This is a genomic window from Streptomyces exfoliatus (assembly GCF_000725545.1).
In the GTDB taxonomy this organism is placed as follows: Bacteria; Actinomycetota; Actinomycetes; order Streptomycetales; family Streptomycetaceae; genus Streptomyces; species Streptomyces exfoliatus.
Window position 1 is genome coordinate 1 of sequence record NZ_JNZP01000004.1, and the last position, 17582, is coordinate 17582.

The window sequence follows — 17582 nt, forward strand, 5'->3', positions numbered from 1 at the left end:
TACCCGACAGCTCACCGGTGAACGTGTTCGCACTGTTCCACGTCGCGGTCTCCTCACTCCACGCCTGGGTGGCGCGGTGCGCCTCCAGCTGGACCTCGGAATCACCCGTCGTGTGAAACTGATCGAAATACAGCTTCAGATCAGCCGAATCGATCTTCGTGCCGGCCGGAATACTGCCCACCGGGAACCGCAGCAGCGCACGCGAGGTGCCCGTACTGGTGTTACCGACCGACAGACGCCAGTTGTCCTTGTAATTCGTCGTCGGACCGTCCGACGAGATCGCACGGCCGAGCTGTAACCGGAACCGTAAGGAGCCTTCGCGTCCTTCCTCGCGTCCGTCATGAACGCCGCAGGAATGACCAGGACCGGGTCCGCACCCTCACCGAAGAACGATATGGAACCGTCCTTGTTCGCCTTGGGCGTCAGCCCACCGGCGTCAAGGGTGAAGGTGAAGGACACCGGACCGGACGGCTTCGCGTCCAGGACGATGTTCTCCTTCACACGCCCAGGACCGACCACGTACGACAGATCCGCACCGCGCACCGCGTCCTTGTACGTGACGGTGTCACCCTCGGCGACCGGAGCGAGCTTCCCCGCACCCTCCAGACCCAGGGTCACCGTGTGACCGCCGGCCTCGAACCGCAGCAGCCGATCGGCGTCCGTACCGAAAGAACTCCGGGTGACGTTCGTCGTGTTGGAGAACGCGAAGCCCTTGGCATCGGAGGCGACGACCGTCGGGTCGATGTCCTTCCAGGACTTCCCCGACAGGTACCCGGTCGGCACGGCCGACACCTCGGCCTGCACCCGCCCGTCGGACAGCATCCAGTACCGCGCGTTCGCCGAACGCTTCCCCGTCAGCTCGGCAACCCGCTTCGGCTTCGCGGCCGCCTTGCCAACCGGCAGCTTCTCCCGACTGGGGAGCTCCCGGCCCTCGTCGGCCAGGGGCTTCGCCTCGACCTCATCGTCGTCCGAGAACCAACCCGCGACCGTGTCGAAGACGCCCTTGTCGTCGTTCGTCTCCGGTGCCTGCGGAGCCCCATAGGCGGCCTGCGGCAGCAGCGTGCCTGCTACCGCCGCCACGACCAGACAGGAGATGTATCTCCTGTACGGAACTTTCACCTCAATACCTTTCGGCATCGACACACCCCCATCGCTGCACGCGAAATGGGCATGCCGAACGAGCTGGTGCGGAGATTTCCGCCCAGCTTGGAGCAATGCGGAGTGATCGCTCAGATGGCGTGAACCTTGATCACGTGCAGTGCAGCAGGCGTTCTAACACTCTCGCGAGGCCCGGGCAACCCCCACGACATAAAGGACAAATAAATGACCAAAGGGGGTGCGGTTCGCCCGTTTCTTCCGGTCGCTCGCACGGGGCCGGTGGCGTGGTGTATAACCGCCCGGTTCATGTGCCAACCAACGGAAAGCCGGGCTCACTCATGTCGTCCAATGAACTTGCGGAAAGCTCGGTGCGGGAGGAGAGCGAGCACAAGAGCGCGGAGGGCTCCCCGGACCGGCGGGGCCTGCTGATCGCCGGCGTCACCCTGCTCGCCTGCTTCGGGCTGGTCGGCTACGGCATCCTCGACACCGACGAACAGCCGAAGCCGGCGGCCGTACCGACGGCCGAGGTGAAGTACGAGGTCACGGGAACGGGAACGGCCGAGATCTCCTATCTCGCCCCCGACAAGACCGATACGGCCACCGTCGAGAGCAGCGTCACGCTCCCCTGGACCAAGTCGGTCCAGATGCCCCTCGGGAAGGCCCCGACCGTCACCGTCGTCCTCGACGACAAGGGCGGACAGGCGTCCTGCGCACTCGCGATCCGGAACAAGCACGTCCAGCGCGCCACCACCACGGGCGCATTCGGCCGCGCCACATGCGCGGCAGAGGCTCAGACGGCACAGGAATAAACATCGCCCAAATCCCGAAGGACCAATTCACCCGAAACCTTGAAGCGTTCCCCGACTGCGTTCCCGCTCTCGGCAAATGGTTTACAAGACCTTCCCGGAATCAATCCTCTCCTGCGATTCTGTCGCGCTGCGCGCGCAATGCCTCGATGATGGCCGTGTTCGTCGGGTCGGCCGTCTCCGTGCGACGGGTCGCGGCGAACAGGAGGCGCAGAATCGGGTGGTCCTCGATGGGCGCCGTGCGGATTCCGGGTGTGGCCGGGTCGATGGCCGTCCGGGGGACGAGGGCGGTGGCGAGGCCGGCCCGCGCGAGGGCGAGCTGGGCGGCGATGTCGGCGGTGACGTACCGCGTCGTGGGCGTGAAGCCGGCCTGCTGGCAGGCGTGCAGGACGGCCTGTCCGCAGTCCGTGGTCGGCGGCGGCACGACGAGGTGGTGCGTGGAAAGGTCGCGCAGGGCGACGGGGCGCTCGCCGGATCCGTCGGCGGCGGTGACGACGAGCAGCGGATCGTCGAGCAGCGGCGACACCTCGACGCCCGCGGGCCGGGTCTCCGGCAGGTGGTGATAGCGCTGCCCCAGCACCACATCGACGGTGCCGAGCGCGAGTTCCCGCAGTTGCGCCTGGTCGCTGACGAGACAGGTCACGGCGAGCTGCGGATGCCGGGAGCCCAGGGCGGTCAGCGCGGGGGCGACGATCCTGGCGACGGTCGACGGCAACGCGGCAAGCGTGGCGGTGGCCCCGACAGTGCCCTTGACCGCTGCGACGGCGCACTCGGCCTCCTCCATGGCGGCGAGGATCCGGTCGGCGTGCTCGAGGAGGACGCGGCCCGCCTCCGTGAGCGCGACGGTTCGCCCGTCGGGACGCAGCAGATCGACGCCCATGTCGTGTCTCAGTGCGGCCAGCTGCTGGGACACGGCACCGGGAGACAGCGACAGGGACTGGGCGGCCGCGGTGATGGAACCGCGGGCGGCGACGGTCTTGAGCATGTACAGACGGCGAATATCCAGCACGACTCGATAGATTACCTAAAGGGTTCCGTCAGGAATCCTCCCCTTGACCTGCGGAGTCGAGAGGGGCGACCTTCGGCGCATGGAAATCTTCGACTGCGTCTCCGCGGTTGCCCGGCCCATCCACGACTTCGGCGACGAGTTCATGTCCGACGACACGACCGCCGCCATCGGCCTGCGCGCCGGGTTCGCCCCGGGGCGCGGCTTCTACTGCCGTGGCCGGTTCGGGGTGCTCGGCGAGGCACCGGCTTCGGTGGTCCAGGCGGTACAGGGCTTCCTCGGCCCCGATCTGGTCACCGTCGGCTGGCGGGCCGGACGACCGGTGATGCCGGCGGAGGAAGCCGCCGCCCGCTACGCACAGGCCGTCCGGGCGTGGGGACGCGCGAACATCCCCGCCCACGCGGACGTGGAGCACTTCAACCGCCTGGCGCAGCGGCTGATCGACGCCGCCGACGCCGACGGCCTGCCGCTGTTCGCCGGCTGGCGCGCGCAGCCCGTACCCGGCGACGACCCGGTCGGGGCGGCCATGCAGCGCATCCACGTCCTGCGGGAACACCGTGGCGCCTGCCATCTGGCGGCGGTGCGCATGAGCGGGCTGAGCGCCCGAGAGGCGATGGTCGTCAACCTCGGCGTCGAGCAGGCGGCCCACTACGGCTGGCGAGAGCCACGTCCCGTGGCCCCGGCCTCGGCCTCCCGCCGGCAGCGTGCCGAGCGACTCACGGACGAACTGCAGGCACCCCTGTACGCCACCCTGACCGCCCGCCAACGTACCGAATTCGCCGAGCAGGTCACCGCGTTGACCGGCGCTCCGGCCACGTGACCGGCCGCCGGGAACGTAAAGCATCCGGGTGATCCCGGCGTGTCGCTGCGGCGTCGCAGGTCACCGTGGGGGCAGATCAAGGACCGTGCAGCATTCGCTGCACCCCTCCCTCGGGCTGCGCGCTCGGTCCCGCACCCGCATAGCTGGAGACGCTATGTCTGCCGGTGCCCCCGGAACCGCTGCCCAGACTGGCCCAGGTTCGCCCGCAGCTCGCGGATACGCCACGTAGTCGCGACGGTGAGGACTCTCCCGCGGCCGAGTCACTCGTTCGGGGTGTCGCCCTCCGTGTCGCCTGTCTCCTCGACGGGCGGGGCGAGGAACAGCGGGCAGAGCCTGTCGAGGATCCAGGTTCCACCGGGCGCACCAGCATCGGGGCGGCGGCAACAACGGCGAGGACGGCTTCCCTCACTCCGATGACCGGGGCAAGACGTTCGTAGAGCCAAAAGAGCCGCCCCGCTCCCCGCGCGAGGATCTTGCCCTCGTAGTGCCACTCCGGGGAGCACTCCCGCTCTTCCACGAGGACGCTGAGGCCGACGGCGACGAGGTACGGGTCCCAGGCGTTGGGCCAAGAGTTCAGCCAGGCGACCGTGGCCGCCGGCTCGTCGCCCTCGCCCGCCGGGGCGGCATCCGTCGCTCTCGGAGCGACGACGGGTTCCGGCAGCGCTTCTCTGAGCTCCGGGAGACTCATCTCGATCGGGTCGTTTTCGAGGACGTTGTAGAACAGGGCCCGCGTCATGGCTGTCGGACCTTGCCCCGTGATCGCGGCGAAGGGCTTCAGCTCCCAGCCGGGGTCGGCGGTCGCCCGCTGCACGTCGGACTCGAACCTGTTGACGGCGGGCGTATTCGTTTGGGCACGTGGAGCCCTGGGGTTCTTCTGCGCGGCCTCCGCCGCCGCGCGGGTAGCGCGCCGGACAAGGTTGTGGATCTCGCCGAGCGGCCCGAGCTCGGCCCTCTTGTACACGGCCTTGGTGCCCCTGCGATCAAGGCCTTCACGCTACAAGGGGAACCTCGTGCGGATCGAGGTCACCGACACCCGAAGGGAGGCTCTGCCCAGATGCCCGGCCGCCGCCGACGGCGAAGGCGAAGGCAGTCGCGGACTGCTGCTCGTCGAGGCGCTGGCCGACCGCTGGGGCTGCTCACCCCACTCCTGCGGCGGACCTGAGAAGACCGTCTGGGACGAGTTCAACTCCATCCGCGGCAGCCTCCATCCCACTTCCTGGCGGCATCGAATAGGACCACGGCGACGAGTACGGCCCGATGCCGGACCCGCGAGGCGTCGCATGGCCGCGGGCCGCGGTTCCTGCCATCGGGAACGGCGTGAACCGTGGCTTGAAGTTGCCCCGGCCAACGGCGACTGCGCGCTACCATCCCGAACGTGCTCTTCATCCTCCGGGCGAACCTTCGGACTGAGCGGAATGCATACGCTTGCCCGGGACAAGGAAGTGGCTGCCCTCCTCACGAGAAGGACGAATCATGGTCACCTTCACGGCAGACTTGGTGTCCCTCGACGCCGAGACGGTCACGGACATCGAAGGAATCTTCACCGAGGTCTTCACGGCCCCGACTGCTTGCACCGACGCCGGAGGTGCCTGCTGGCTGGACTCCGAGTGCTGCCCGGGCATGATCTGTTCGTGGTTCAAATGCACCCGGGCCTGAGACTGGCCGATGGTGTAATCAGCGTTGATCTCGGGCGCGGCAGCGTCTTGCTGGATATCGCCCGGCCTGTGGCTGCTTTCGTCGCCCCGATGGCCATGCCGTGGCTGCAGGGCAAGGAGCCGGCCGTGGAAGACCACGCCGCCTACCGGCAGTGCCTCGAGAGGTGGAGCGCTGCCGGGCTCGTCCGCGTCGGCAACACCCAGCCGGCTCTCACGCCCGACTCGACTCAAATGCGGGCGCAGGCTGACGATGTCGCAGTGCCGCATCGCGTGTTGGTGGTGGCCATGTCGTCGGAGTGCGGATTCTGCACGCAGCTGTCGGCCGACCTCGCCGCGAATGCCTCCGTCGTGACCCGCTTGAACTCCTCCGTACTTCTACTCGAAGACGTGCGGGACGAATTGCTGGGCTTGCCTGTCCCGCCGCAGGTCCGAGAACGACTTGCGGCACTCGGACGCAGGACGGCACATCTCGGGACTCCGAGTGGCTGGCTTCTGTCACCCGGCAGCCCCGCCAGGTTCGTTGTGGGGTTCCCCGAGGTCAGCGCCGAGTTGGTGCAGCTCAGCGGCGGCAACGCCATGGCAACGGTGATCGAAGCTCCTACCAGTTGCTCCCTCAAGGTCGCCGAAGCGCCAGTAGACGCGTTGGTGACCGCTCCGGTGGACGGCGGCCGCGCCGTGGGCATCGCGGTCCGGGGCGGCGACGACATACTCGAGTTGGTCCGATCGGTGACCGGTGAGGGGCACCAGGGCGCCTACACACCCGTCACACTGACCGTGGAACGGCCACAATCGCTTTACCTGTTCTACCGGGGCGGCGAACTCCTCACTCGCGCCCGGACGGCAGAGGCTTTGAGACAGACCTTGGCCCAAGTGCTGACGGGTTACGGACTTCCCAACCCCGGCGAGACGACGCTGCTGTGCGCGGCGGCTGTGCACCGGGCTGGACGCGCAGTCCTGCTGCCGCGGAATTGGCTGTCGGACCTCGTCGCGCACTCAACGAGGCTTGAGCGTGCCGGCTGGCGCCTCTGCCCAAGGCCGTTCACCACCCTGCGCCTTCCGCCGTCGGGAGGAAGACCGGTGTTGACCGGCTCGCCCGCAAGCCGGGAGCGGGATGTTCCAGTCAACAGCATCTTGTCTCAGTCAGCTTCGACCGGGTCGGGGACGCATGCTCAGTTGCTGGCTCAGATCGTCAACTGGGTCCATCGTCCTGCCACACCCGATTCCGTTTGCTCGCTGGCAGAAACCCTTAAGACCCTGCCGGTGCACGTCGGTACGTGGCGCCAGGCCCTCGACCATCTGCTTGCCGACTCGCCTGGCACCTGACGAGATCAGGGGCTGGGGGAGGACCTCTGTGAGGATGCTGACCTCTCATTCCTGCCTGGCCATGAGCCCGTCGACAAGGACGGGGGCGATGTCGTCCATCGGGGCCTGTTCTCGGGCGACGTCGAGGTCCTGGCCGGGCCGGGCGAGCAGCTCGTGGGCTTGGGTGCCGTTGCGCTGCGGTGATCACCAGCGGGCACGGGGCAGCGAGCCAGGACTGCGGCGAGGGCAGGCGCGACCTGCTCCTGGTCGAGGGCCTTGGCTGACCATTGGGGGCCTTCACGCCGCGATGGCGGCAGGCCCGGCAGGCCCCTCTGGGCGGAGTGTGATCCTGAACGCCAAGCGGACATCAGTTTCCGACAGGCTGGGTCAGTCCTCGTCCGGCACCGCGACCGCTCCGTCCCGGCCGCGCATACGCTCAAAGGTCGGGTTGTCGACGGACACGTCCCGTTCCATGATGTCAGCCTCTTCCGTGCGGCCTTCCAATCGGAGGGTGCGGATCACGTCGTGGGCGATCGCGGCCTCGTTCCACTCGTACGAACCGGACCTGTAGATCGCCAGCGCGGCGTCGAAATCCGCGTGCGCCTCCGTGTACCGGCCGAGTTCGCGATAGGCCACGCCTCGCAGGTGACGTGCCATCGCACCCGCATAGGAGTCGCCGGCTGCAGCACAAGCGTCCACGGCATGCGTGAGCGGCGCCTCGGCGTCCTGAGGGCGTCGAGCACGCAACTGCAGCCAGCCGACGTCCCGCTGGGTGTGCGCCACCCACATGTGGTCGTCCAACTGCTCGAACAGCGAGATCGCCTGGCGGGCAGTGGCGGCAGCATCATCAAGCCGTCCCATGCCCGCAAGGACACGGATCCGGGCGTTGTTCACCCGGCCGAGCCACAGCCGCTCCCCCATCCGGCCGAAGATACCCTCCGCCCGGCTGTAGCAGTCGAGCGCCTTCTGGCGCTCTCCAAGAAGTCGATAGATCTTGCCGAGGGCGTACTCCGTGGCACCTTCCCAACGGCGGTCGCGGAGAAGCCTGAAGTCATCCCTGGCCGATTCGAGCAGAGAGGCCGCCTCCGACGGGCGGCGTAGATAACCGAGCGTCTCGGCGAGGGTGCGCCGCAGACGTGCCCGTGCCCTCAGGTCACCCGCCTGTTCGGCGAGGCGCAAGGCCTCCCGCTGGCTCTGCTCGCCCAGCTCGGGTTTCCCACGCCAGCGTTGCAGCTCCCCCAGCAGCTCGAGGGAACCGAGGGTATGCCAGGAATCGCCAACCACCCGCAGCTCGTCCACTGCGGTCGTCATACGGTCAAGAGCGGTGCGGTAGTCCCCCTTCATGGAGTGCGCCCGGGCAACCACCATTGCGTCCCGGGCCCATAGGGCCCGGTCCCTGGACCTCTCCACTGCGTCGTCGCTGCTCAAGGGCAGAAGCGAAAGCACCCGGTCCGGGTTGCCTTCGGCGAGGGAAGCCATCGCGCGTGCTCTGCGGAGACCGGCCAGCACCCGCGGCCGCGTCTCCCCAGCAACCTCAAAGATCCACTCAGCGGAATTCGGAGCCAGGGTGATGTCGTCAAGGAAGTACGACAGCGCCTCTCCAATCTCCCCAGCAACCGCGTTCAGCCCAAGGGTTCGTGCGTGGTCGAGCGCCCAAAGGAGACGCTCCTGCTCGTCGGCGACCCACTCAGCGGCTGTGACCGACGCTCCGGAGAGGTCGGACATGCGCTGAGGGTCCACCTCGGTGCGCAGCTCCGGGGCGCGCTGAGCTGCCCAATAGACAACAGCGTCCCTGTAGGCCCGGACCAGACGTTCCTCCAGAGCGTTCTGTTCCTCCGGCGGCATCTGCTCGTACTGACGGGTGAGGAAGAGACGCGTCAAGTCGTGCATGCGGTAGCTGCTCTCGGAGTCACCGCCGCCGTCTTCCTCTTCCAGCCTCTCCATCAACGCGACCTCGAGCAGTTCGTCACCGGCCGCAAGTCCGGCCGCGCGGGTGGTCGCGAGCCGGGTGAGATGCCAGTCCGTCAACCGGCCTGGAGGCAATGAGGCGAGCAAAGCGAAGGAGGAACGGGTAGTCGGCGTGAGGCCCTGGAAACTCAAGGTGAAGCAGGCAGTCAGCCTGCTGTTGTCGAGACGTCCCAGGCTCTCCAGGCGGTCTGTTTCATCGACCAGGGCCTGCCGCATACGGCCAAGACTGTGGCCCGATTCCTTCAGCTTGCAGCCGACCAGCCGCAAGGCCAGCGGGAGGTTGCTGCAAAATCGAAGAATGTCCATTGCCGCCGTCATCTCGGCGGCAACGCGTTCCTGCCCCGCGTAGTGCGCGAGCACGGCAAGCGCGTTCTGATCGTTTGGCAGACGCACCGGCAGCGGCTCCCGCTGGGTGATGCTGTTGAAAGAGAGCGCGCGTCGAGAGGTGATCAGCACCGAGCAACCGGGTCCAGTGGGGAGCAGAGGCTCGATCTGATCCTTGCTGTGCGCGTTGTCCAGGACAACAAGCAGTCGCATATCTGCAGTGAGTGTCCGGAACATCGCCGCCCGGTCGTCGACGGAGTTCGGCACATCCTTCGGGTCCACGTGCAGACTGCGGAGGAGCATGTGACCGAGTGCATCGGAACTGCTCCTCGGAGTCGCCTTGTCACCATGGAGTTCGAGGTAGATCTGACCGTCCGGGTAGGCGTCCTTCACCTCGTACGCGGCATTGACTGCCAGGGCCGTCTTTCCCACCCCGGGCTGGCCATGCACGACAACGAGTTTCGACTGCCCCGCAGCGGCACTTGACGGGAGCGAGCGACTGTCGGGTACTGGCACGTCCCGGAGATAGGCGCGTAGACCGTCCAGGCCGGCGGTCTCGCCGGCCAGCGTTTCCCTCATGGGAAGTTCGCGAGGTGGTTGCGCCGCAGAGGCCGACTGCCGGGGTTCGGTTGCCGGAGCCTGCACGACCAGCTGGCCCACCTGCAGGGCAACTGCGTGGGCGATGTTCCCGCCGGCGGCGATCGAGCCCTGCTCCGCGCTCAGCCCCCCGCGCCCCTGCCGCTTGTCACGGCCTGAACCACGACGCCACCACCCGGCACTCACCGGGGACCTTCGTACGCCGACGAACCATCGACATCCCCACCGGCAGCGATCGACCCGCCTTCCGCCCGGATCCCAGTTGCAGGCGCCGAATCCGGCTGCCACGCTGCGCCGGCGCTCCGAGCCCGGGCATTTCGCACACTCCCGGCCGCAGCGATCGCCCCGCCGCGCGCCACCGCCGTGTCAACCGGCGTCTGTCGCAAGTGCGCCACCAGCGACAGTACGAAACCAGCGACGGTGACGAACAGGCTCAGCACGCTACTCAGCTTGTCAGCCCGGTCAAGGCCCAGAAGCGTCATGAACACGGCCAGAGCGATGACACCCGCGATTCCGCCGACCAGGCGCAGCAACTGCCAGTTAGTCATGACCTTATGATGGCCCATCAAGGACTCTCAGGGGATCCGGCCGCGTCAATTTCCGCCACCGATTCTCTAGGCGTTTGGGGCGTAACGATCAGTCTCAGCACGACATGAGATGTCGCTCGAGCGCTGCAGGACTGGCGCGGCTGCGGATCAATCGAGAAGAGGCACGGTCGCTCTGCCACTGGCGGGAGACCATCGGGGCCCCGCTGCCCCAGTTCGAGGCCCTCGCGAGCGCCTACGGGCGGGTGGACGGGCCGGGCAGCGAGAAGGCTCTGGAGTGCCGGGCGCAGGCCGCGCGCTGCCGGAGCGAGATCGGTCAGGTGGCCGAGACGCTCACAGGGCTGCAGGACGTCGTTGGCGCCCCGTCTGGACCGCGCCCTCAAGAAGATCGCGAAGCGGGGCGGCGAGGTCGTCCTGATCGACGGCACCCTCATCCCCACCACTCGCCGCACCGGGACGGCGAACCGCCTGAACTGCCCAGGAACGCACCACCGCCACGGCCTGCGCTTCCTTGCGATCACCGACGATCGGGGCCGCCTGATCTGGATCTCCGCAGCCCGTCCGGGACGGACCCGCGACCCCACCGCCGCCCGCCACGACAAGATGGTCGAGCGCCTGACAGACGATCAAGAGCACAGACAGCCACCCACGACCTGGACGAGTACGCCTCACGAGGATCACGCCACCCCACTGACCTGCATGTTCAAGATGGCGCAGGCTCAATACTGCACCGGCGCCCGGTCCGCGACTACGAACACCGCCCGGCTTCCTCCGCCTCCCGCGCCTACTGGGCGATGACCCACATCACGGACCGCCGCCTGAGCGGCGCAAACACCCCCTGCTTGGCACGCTCCGCGGACGGCGGCCGCGTGAACATCCAGCCCCTCTTCGACACGCTCGGCATCCAGGAGAACACCACCTCGACCCTGGCCGACGACCTCCACACCCAGATCGACGAACTACAGGGCCGGCTGCGGGGGAGGCAGAGACGCCGCTTCCTGCACCGCCGCACGCCTTCCCATGAGATCCCCGACTCCGCGCCGCTACCCACGGCCTCGGCTACCGACCGGACAGGCGCCCCGGATGCCCTACCGGCAAGCCTTCGACCACCTGATCTATGGAGTGCCGACAAGGGCGCATATATTCGTCGTGGTGTGCGGCGTGTCACACGCAGGAGCCGTGGGATCGCCGTGGGATCATCGATATCGGTCCCACGGTTGCGTTCCATCCGAAACCGCAGGTCAAGAAGGCACGGACCCGGCGAGGCGACCCCAGGGCACCAGTTTCGCCGCACCAACGAGAGGCGATCACTGCACGCGGAAACCCCTCCAGAGGCGCTTCCGCAGGTCAGAACGTTTTTCTTTGGTGGGGCGGGTGGGACTCGAACCCACGGCCGACGGATTATGAGTCCGCTGCTCTAACCGGCTGAGCTACCGCCCCGATCGGTGAGGCGCGTACATGTGTGCGCGCCGTCTGCCGCAGCATAGCCGCTCATACGATCTCCTGCTCCGGAAGATCGGCTCTGCTGACCATGAAGACCCCGGCGCGCCCGGCATGGTTCCCGGGGACGCGAAAAAGGACCCCGAAGGGTCCTCTTCCGTCTCGCTCCCCCGGCTGGACTCGAACCAGCAACCCTCCGGTTAACAGCCGAATGCTCTGCCAATTGAGCTACAGGGGATCGCGCTCCCCCGACTGGACTCGAACCAGTAACCTGCCGGTTAACAGCCGACTGCTCTGCCAATTGAGCTACAGGGGATTGCTGCGTTGCACCGAACGTACCCAGTCCGGCTGAACCGGGGGGGCGCTCGCTCGCTGCGAGACATACATTAGCGCAAGCAGGGGGGTGCTCCGCCAATCGGTATCCCCAGGGCCTCCAGGGAAGGATCGCAGCCGTGCGGTACAAGCTGACGTTCGTCGTGGGACTCGCCCTCGGTTACGTGATCGGCACGCGTGCCGGTCGCGAGCGGTACGAGCAGATGAAGAAGTCCGCCAAGGACTTCTCCCAGAACCCGGCCGTGCGCAACGCCGCCGAGTCCGCCGCCCAGACCGGGCGCCAGGTCGCGGGCAAGGCCGCGCACGTCGTGGGCGACAAGATGGGCGACCGTCTGCCGTCCTCCGTGACCGACCGGGTCCACGCGATGCGGGCGCGGAGCATGGGCAACGGGAAGGTCCCGGACGACGAGTGGGGCACCAGTAACACCTGAACCGCCCCACGTGCGGCAGAATCATGTGTCATGGGGATAGTCGCCGGACTCGACAGCTCAGCGGAGTTCACACGCATCGTCGTCTGTGACACGGACACGGGTGCCGTACTGCGGCAGGGGTACGCCCCGCATCCGGGCGAACCGAAGGCCGTGGACGTCGACCCGCAGAACTGGCTGCTCTCGCTCGGGGAGGCCGCCACCGGCGGGCTCCTGGAGGGCGTGGAGGCCATCGGCGTGTCCGCGCAGCAGCACGGGCTCGTGCCGCTGGACGCGCAGGGCGGCCTGGTGCGGCCCGCGCTCGTCCGCAACGACAAGCGGGCCCAGATCGCCGCCGCCGACCTCGTCGAGGCGCTCGGCGGCCGTCAGGCCTGGGCCGAGGCCGTCGGCTCGGTGCCCGGCGCCGGTCAGCCCGTCGCCAAGCTGCGCTGGCTGGCCCGTGACGAACCCGAGCACGCCCGGCGGATCGCGATGGTCCTCCAGCCGCACGACTGGCTGGTCTGGCAGCTCCTCGGCAGGCCCGCCCGGCGCACCACCGACCGCGGCGCCGCCTCCGGCACCGGCTACTGGTCGGCCCGCACCGGCACGTACCGCCCCGACCTGGTCGAGCTGGCGCTCGGCCACCAGGCCGTGCTGCCCGAGGTCCTCGGCCCCGCGGACCCGGCCGGCATCACCCCCGAGGGCCTCCTCGTCTCCGCCGGTACGGGAGAGACGATGGCCGCCGCGCTCGGCCTCGGGCTCGGTCCCGGCGACGCGGTGGTCTCGCTCGGCGCGTCCGGCTCCGTGATGGCCGTCCACCACGAGGCCCTCGCCGACGCCGGCGGCATGATCACCTCCTTCGCCGACGCCACCGGCATGCACCTGCCGGTCGTCCACACCTCCAACGCGGTACGGGCACTGCGCGGCACCGCCGAGATGCTGGGCGCCGACTCCCTGGACGAGCTGTCCGCGCTCGCCCTGAAGTCGACCCCGGGCGCCTCGGGTCTTGTCCTGCTGCCCTATCTGGAGGGCGAGCGGACTCCGAGCCTGCCGCACTCGGCGGGCACGCTCAGCGGGCTGCGGCGCGAGTCGATGAAGCCCGAGCACCTGGCGCGGGCGGCGTTCGAGGGGATGCTCTGCGCGCTCACCGACGCCATGGACGTGCTGCGCGGTCGGGGCGTCGACGTACGGCGGGTCTTCCTGCTCGGCGCGGCGGCCGCGCTGCCGGCCGTGCAGGCGCTCGCGCCGGCGCTGTTCGGCGCACAGGTCGTCGTCCCCCAGCCGGCCGACTACGCGGCGCTCGGTGCCGCGCGGCAGGCGGCCTGGGCCCTCGGGGTGGCCCGGGGCACGCTGTCGCCTTCCGCTCCCCCGGCCTGGCAGGGCGCCGCCGCCCAGGTCCTGGAGCCGGGCGGGGAACTGGCGGCGGGGCAGGCCGTGCGGCAGCAGTACGTGGCGACCCGGGAGCAGATCCACCCCGGCGCGTTCGGTTCGTGAGGTCCCCGCTCCGGGAGTGCACGCCTTCGTAAAGTCTTCGCCAGGGCTCGCACCGCGCCGATAAACCGAGTCGTAACGGTCCGGGGCCGCGGGCGATAGTAGGAGCCGTGCTCATAAGACTCCTGCGAACCCACCTCGGGCCCTACCGAAAACCGATCGCCCTGCTCGTGCTGCTGCAGTTCCTGCAGACCTGCGCGAGCCTCTATCTGCCGACCCTGAACGCGGACATCATCGACAACGGTGTCGTCGACGGGGACACCGGTTACATCCTGCGGTTCGGCGCCCTGATGGTCGGCGTCTCCGTCGTCCAGGTCGTCTGCAACATCGGGGCCGTGTTCTACGGCGCCCGGACGGCCTCCGCCCTGGGCCGGGACGTGCGCGCCGCGGTCTTCGACCGGGTGCAGTCGTTCTCGGCGCGGGAGCTGGGGCACTTCGGCGCGCCCTCGCTGATCACCCGTACGACCAATGACGTGCAGCAGATCCAGATGCTGGTCCTGATGGCGTTCACCCTGATGGTCTCCGCGCCCATCATGTGTGTCGGCGGCATCGTGATGGCCCTCGGCCAGGACGTGCCGCTCTCGGGTGTCCTGCTCGCCGTGGTGCCGGTCCTCGGGATCTCCGTCTCGCTGATCGTGCGGAGGATGCGGCCGCTCTTCCGGACGATGCAGGAGCGGCTCGACACGGTGAACCGGGTGCTGCGGGAGCAGATCACCGGCAACCGGGTGATCCGCGCGTTCGTGAAGGACACGTACGAGGAGGAGCGGTTCCGCGGGGCCAACGCCGACCTGACCGACGTGTCGATGGCCACCGGCCGGCTGATGGCGCTGATGTTCCCGACGGTGATGACCGTCGTGAACATCTCCAGCGTCGCCGTCGTCTGGTTCGGTGCGCACCGCATCGACAGCGGCGGGATGCAGATCGGTGCGCTGACCGCGTTCCTTGCCTATCTGATGCAGATCGTGATGGCGGTCATGATGGCCACCTTCATGTTCATGCAGGTGCCGCGGGCCGAGGTCTGCGCGGAGCGCATCGAGGAGGTCCTCGGGACCGAGTCGAGCGTGGTGCCGCCGGTGGAGCCGGTGAAGACCCTGGACCGGCGGGGGCATCTGGAGGTCAGGAGCGCCGACTTCCGTTACCCGGGTGCCGAGGAGTCCGTGCTCAAGGACGTCGGGCTCGTCGCACGGCCCGGTGAGACCACGGCGATCATCGGCTCGACCGGCAGCGGGAAGTCCACGCTCCTCGGGCTCGTGCCCCGGCTCTTCGACGCCACCGGAGGAGAGGTCCTCGTCGACGGCGTCGACGTGCGGAAGCTCGATCCCGGGCTGATGGCGAGGACGGTGGGGCTCGTCCCCCAGAAGCCGTACCTGTTCTCCGGGACCGTCGCCACCAACCTGCGGTACGGCAAGCCCGACGCCACCGACGAGGAACTCTGGCACGCCCTGGAGGTCGCCCAGGCCGCCGACTTCGTACGGAACCTGGAGAACGGGCTGAACGCCCCGATCGCCCAGGGCGGCACCAACGTCTCCGGCGGGCAGCGGCAGCGGCTCGCCATCGCGCGGACGCTGGTGCAGCGGCCGGAGATCTATCTGTTCGACGACTCGTTCTCCGCGCTCGACTACGAGACGGACGCCCTGCTCAGGGCCGCGCTCGCCGAGGAGACGGCCGACTCGACCGTCGTGATCGTCGCCCAGCGGGTCTCCACCATCCGGGACGCCGACCGGATCGTCGTCCTCGACGAGGGCCGGGTCGTCGGCACCGGACGGCACCAGGAGCTGATGGCGGACAACGAGACGTACCGGGAGATCGTCCTCTCCCAGCTCACCGAGGCGGAGGCAGCCTGATGGCCGGTCCTGGCGGACGCATGATGGCCGGAGGCGGCCCCGACCAGCGGTCGATGGACTTCAAGGGCTCGGGGAAGCGGCTGCTCAAGCAGCTGGCGCCCGAGCGCGGCGCGCTCTGGGTGATGATGATCGCCGTCGCGCTGTCGGTGGCGGCCTCCGTGGTCGGCCCGAAGATCCTCGGCAAGGCGACCGACCTCGTCTTCGCGGGCGTGGTCGGCCGGCAGATCGAGGGCGGCACGAAGGCGGAGGCGATCGCGAACCTGCGCGCCGCGGGCGACTCCGGCATGGCGGACATGCTGTCCGGGGTCGACTTCACGCCCGGGCAGGGGATCGACTTCTCCGCCGTCGGCGACGTGCTCCTCGTCGTCCTCGGCGTCTACGTGGCGGCGGGTCTGCTCATGCTGGTGTCCACCCGCATGTCGATCAAGGTGATCAACCGGACGGTCTACCGGATGCGGGAGGACGTCCAGACGAAGCTGTCGCGGCTCCCCCTGTCGTACTTCGACAAGGCGAAGCGCGGCGAGGTGCTGTCCCGGGCGACCAACGACATCGACAACATCTCGCAGACGCTCCAGCAGTCGATGGGGCAGCTGATCAACTCGCTGCTCACCATCGTCGGCGTGCTCGCGATGATGTTCTGGATCTCGCCGCTGCTCGCGCTCGTGGCGCTGGTCACGGTGCCGGTGTCGGTCTTCGTCGCGGCGCGGATCGGCAAGCGCTCGCAGCCGCACTTCGTGCAGCAGTGGAGGTCCACGGGCACGCTCAACGCGCACGTGGAGGAGATGTACAGCGGGCACACCCTGGTGAAGGTCTTCGGTCGGCAGGAGGAGTCCGCGCGGGACTTCCGCGAGCAGAACGAGGCGCTGTACGAGGCCGGGTTCAAGGCGCAGTTCAACAGCGGCGTGATGCAGCCGGTGATGTTCTTCATCTCGAACATCAACTACGTCCTGGTGGCCGTGGTCGGCGGTCTGCGGGTGGCGAGCGGCACCCTCTCCATCGGTGACGTGCAGGCCTTCATCCAGTACTCGCGGCAGTTCTCCATGCCGCTGACGCAGGTCGCGTCGATGGCGAACCTGGTGCAGTCCGGCGTCGCCTCGGCCGAGCGGATCTTCGAGCTGCTCGACGCCGAGGAGCAGGAGCCGGACGCCCCGAAGAGCGAGAGCGAGACGCCCACGGAGCTCAAGGGCAGGGTCGCCCTGGAGGACGTGTCCTTCCGCTACGAGGCCGACAAGCCGCTCATCGAGGACCTGTCGCTCGCGGTGGAGCCGGGGCAGACGGTCGCGATCGTCGGCCCGACGGGCGCAGGCAAGACGACCCTGGTGAACCTGCTCATGCGGTTCTACGAGGTGACGGGCGGCCGGATCACCCTCGACGGGGCGGACATCGCGAAGATGTCCCGGGAGGAGCTGCGGAGCGGGATCGGCATGGTCCTGCAGGACACCTGGCTGTTCGGCGGCACCATCGCCGAAAACATCGCGTACGGCGCGACGCGCGAGGTGACGCGGGCGGAGATCGAGGAGGCGGCGCGGGCCGCGCACGCCGACCGGTTCGTCCGCACCCTGCCCGAGGGGTACGACACGGTCATCGACGACGACGGGGCGGGGGTCAGCGCGGGCGAGAAGCAGCTGATCACCATCGCGCGGGCGTTCCTGTCCGACCCGGTGATCCTCGTCCTCGACGAGGCCACCAGTTCGGTCGACACCCGTACCGAGGTCCTGATCCAGAAGGCGATGGCCCGACTGGCGCACGGGCGCACGTCGTTCGTGATCGCGCACCGGCTCTCCACGATCCGGGACGCGGACGTGATCCTGGTGATGGAGAACGGTTCGATCGTGGAACAGGGCACGCACGAGGAGCTGTTGGCGTCGGGCGGGGCGTATGCCCGGTTGTACGCGGCGCAGTTCGCCCAGGCGGTCGCCGAGGTCGACTGATCCGGTTGATCGCTC

14 protein-coding genes, 3 tRNA genes and 2 pseudogenes are annotated in these 17582 nt (G+C 68.5%); 10 read left to right on the plus strand and 9 right to left on the minus strand.

Going from position 1 to position 17582, the window contains the following annotated elements; genetic code table 11:
- A partial coding sequence (locus IO20_RS41215; RefSeq protein ID WP_245684887.1) for a DNRLRE domain-containing protein occupies positions 1-235 on the minus strand: 235 nt, incomplete at its 3' end.
- Positions 136-1215: a hypothetical protein gene (locus IO20_RS41220; protein WP_245684881.1), complete on the minus strand. Its 1080-nt coding sequence runs from the start codon at positions 1213-1215 to the stop codon at positions 136-138. The genes IO20_RS41220 and IO20_RS41215, both read right to left, overlap by 100 nt.
- A 251-nt stretch (positions 1216-1466) precedes the next feature.
- Here IO20_RS41220 and IO20_RS0106300 point away from each other — a divergent pair, with 251 nt between their 5' ends.
- Positions 1467-1907 carry an MmpS family transport accessory protein gene (locus tag IO20_RS0106300; RefSeq protein ID WP_245684882.1) on the plus strand — a complete coding sequence of 147 codons (441 nt, stop codon included), beginning with the start codon at positions 1467-1469 and terminating at the stop codon, positions 1905-1907.
- A 100-nt stretch (positions 1908-2007) separates the two neighbouring features.
- Here IO20_RS0106300 and IO20_RS0106305 read toward each other — a convergent pair whose 3' ends face one another.
- Positions 2008-2913 (minus strand): LysR family transcriptional regulator, encoded by a 906-nt coding sequence (locus IO20_RS0106305; RefSeq protein ID WP_157850734.1) that lies wholly within the window; start codon positions 2911-2913, stop codon positions 2008-2010.
- 79 nt (positions 2914-2992) lie between these two features.
- Between IO20_RS0106305 and IO20_RS0106310 the strand changes: the two genes are divergently transcribed.
- Positions 2993-3730 (plus strand): SCO6745 family protein, encoded by a 738-nt coding sequence (locus IO20_RS0106310; RefSeq protein WP_051874480.1) that lies wholly within the window; start codon positions 2993-2995, stop codon positions 3728-3730.
- Between the two features lie 76 nt (positions 3731-3806).
- Here IO20_RS0106310 and IO20_RS0106315 read toward each other — a convergent pair whose 3' ends face one another.
- Positions 3807-4691, minus strand: coding sequence for a hypothetical protein (locus IO20_RS0106315; protein WP_030550279.1), 885 nt, complete (start codon positions 4689-4691; stop codon positions 3807-3809).
- 512 nt (positions 4692-5203) lie between these two features.
- Here IO20_RS0106315 and IO20_RS0106320 point away from each other — a divergent pair.
- Together IO20_RS0106320 and IO20_RS40220 are read left to right on the plus strand one after the other, a co-directional pair.
- Entirely contained in the window at positions 5204-5386 is a 183-nt protein-coding gene (locus IO20_RS0106320) for a Dickkopf N-terminal cysteine-rich domain-containing protein (RefSeq protein WP_030550280.1), read from the plus strand.
- A complete protein-coding gene (locus tag IO20_RS40220; protein WP_157850736.1) occupies positions 5362-6708 on the plus strand; it encodes a hypothetical protein in 1347 nt (448 codons plus the stop codon). Before IO20_RS0106320 ends, IO20_RS40220 begins: the two co-directional genes overlap by 25 nt.
- A 366-nt stretch (positions 6709-7074) precedes the next feature.
- Here the strand turns inward: IO20_RS40220 and IO20_RS0106330 are convergent, their stop codons facing one another.
- Positions 7075-9558, minus strand: coding sequence for a tetratricopeptide repeat protein (locus tag IO20_RS0106330; RefSeq protein ID WP_030550282.1), 2484 nt, complete (start codon positions 9556-9558; stop codon positions 7075-7077).
- A gap of 200 nt (positions 9559-9758) precedes the next feature.
- The gene (locus IO20_RS0106335) at positions 9759-10124 is read right to left on the minus strand and encodes a hypothetical protein (protein ID WP_157850740.1); all 366 of its coding nucleotides are present in this window, start codon (positions 10122-10124) and stop codon (positions 9759-9761) included.
- A 351-nt stretch (positions 10125-10475) separates the two neighbouring features.
- Between IO20_RS0106335 and IO20_RS42120 the strand changes: the two are divergent.
- Positions 10476-10730, plus strand: a pseudogene (locus tag IO20_RS42120) (transposase family protein); the annotation flags it as partial.
- 113 nt (positions 10731-10843) lie between these two features.
- Positions 10844-10994: pseudogene (locus IO20_RS42125) on the plus strand (IS5/IS1182 family transposase); the annotation flags it as partial.
- A 490-nt stretch (positions 10995-11484) separates the two neighbouring features.
- On the opposite strand, the gene IO20_RS0106345 reads toward IO20_RS42125, so the two are convergent.
- The 3 genes from IO20_RS0106345 to IO20_RS0106355 all read right to left on the minus strand — a co-directional run bounded on the left by IO20_RS0106345 (position 11485) and on the right by IO20_RS0106355 (position 11877).
- Positions 11485-11561 (minus strand) — tRNA-Ile (locus tag IO20_RS0106345).
- Between the two features lie 165 nt (positions 11562-11726).
- Positions 11727-11799 (minus strand) — tRNA-Asn (locus IO20_RS0106350).
- Positions 11800-11804: 5 nt separating this feature from the next.
- Positions 11805-11877, minus strand: a tRNA-Asn gene (locus IO20_RS0106355).
- A gap of 136 nt (positions 11878-12013) precedes the next feature.
- Between IO20_RS0106355 and IO20_RS0106360 the strand changes: the two genes are divergently transcribed.
- From IO20_RS0106360 to IO20_RS0106375, 4 genes are all read left to right on the plus strand, one after another.
- Positions 12014-12325 carry a hypothetical protein gene (locus IO20_RS0106360; protein ID WP_030550284.1) on the plus strand — a complete coding sequence of 104 codons (312 nt, stop codon included), beginning with the start codon at positions 12014-12016 and terminating at the stop codon, positions 12323-12325.
- A 30-nt stretch (positions 12326-12355) separates the two neighbouring features.
- Positions 12356-13795 carry an FGGY family carbohydrate kinase gene (locus IO20_RS0106365; RefSeq protein WP_030550285.1) on the plus strand — a complete coding sequence of 480 codons (1440 nt, stop codon included), beginning with the start codon at positions 12356-12358 and terminating at the stop codon, positions 13793-13795.
- 107 nt (positions 13796-13902) lie between these two features.
- Entirely contained in the window at positions 13903-15636 is a 1734-nt protein-coding gene (locus IO20_RS0106370) for an ABC transporter ATP-binding protein (protein WP_030550286.1), read from the plus strand.
- Entirely contained in the window at positions 15636-17567 is a 1932-nt protein-coding gene (locus IO20_RS0106375) for an ABC transporter ATP-binding protein (RefSeq protein WP_030550287.1), read from the plus strand. The genes IO20_RS0106370 and IO20_RS0106375 overlap by 1 nt, the downstream gene beginning before the upstream one ends.
- The last annotated feature ends 15 nt before the right edge of the window (positions 17568-17582 follow it).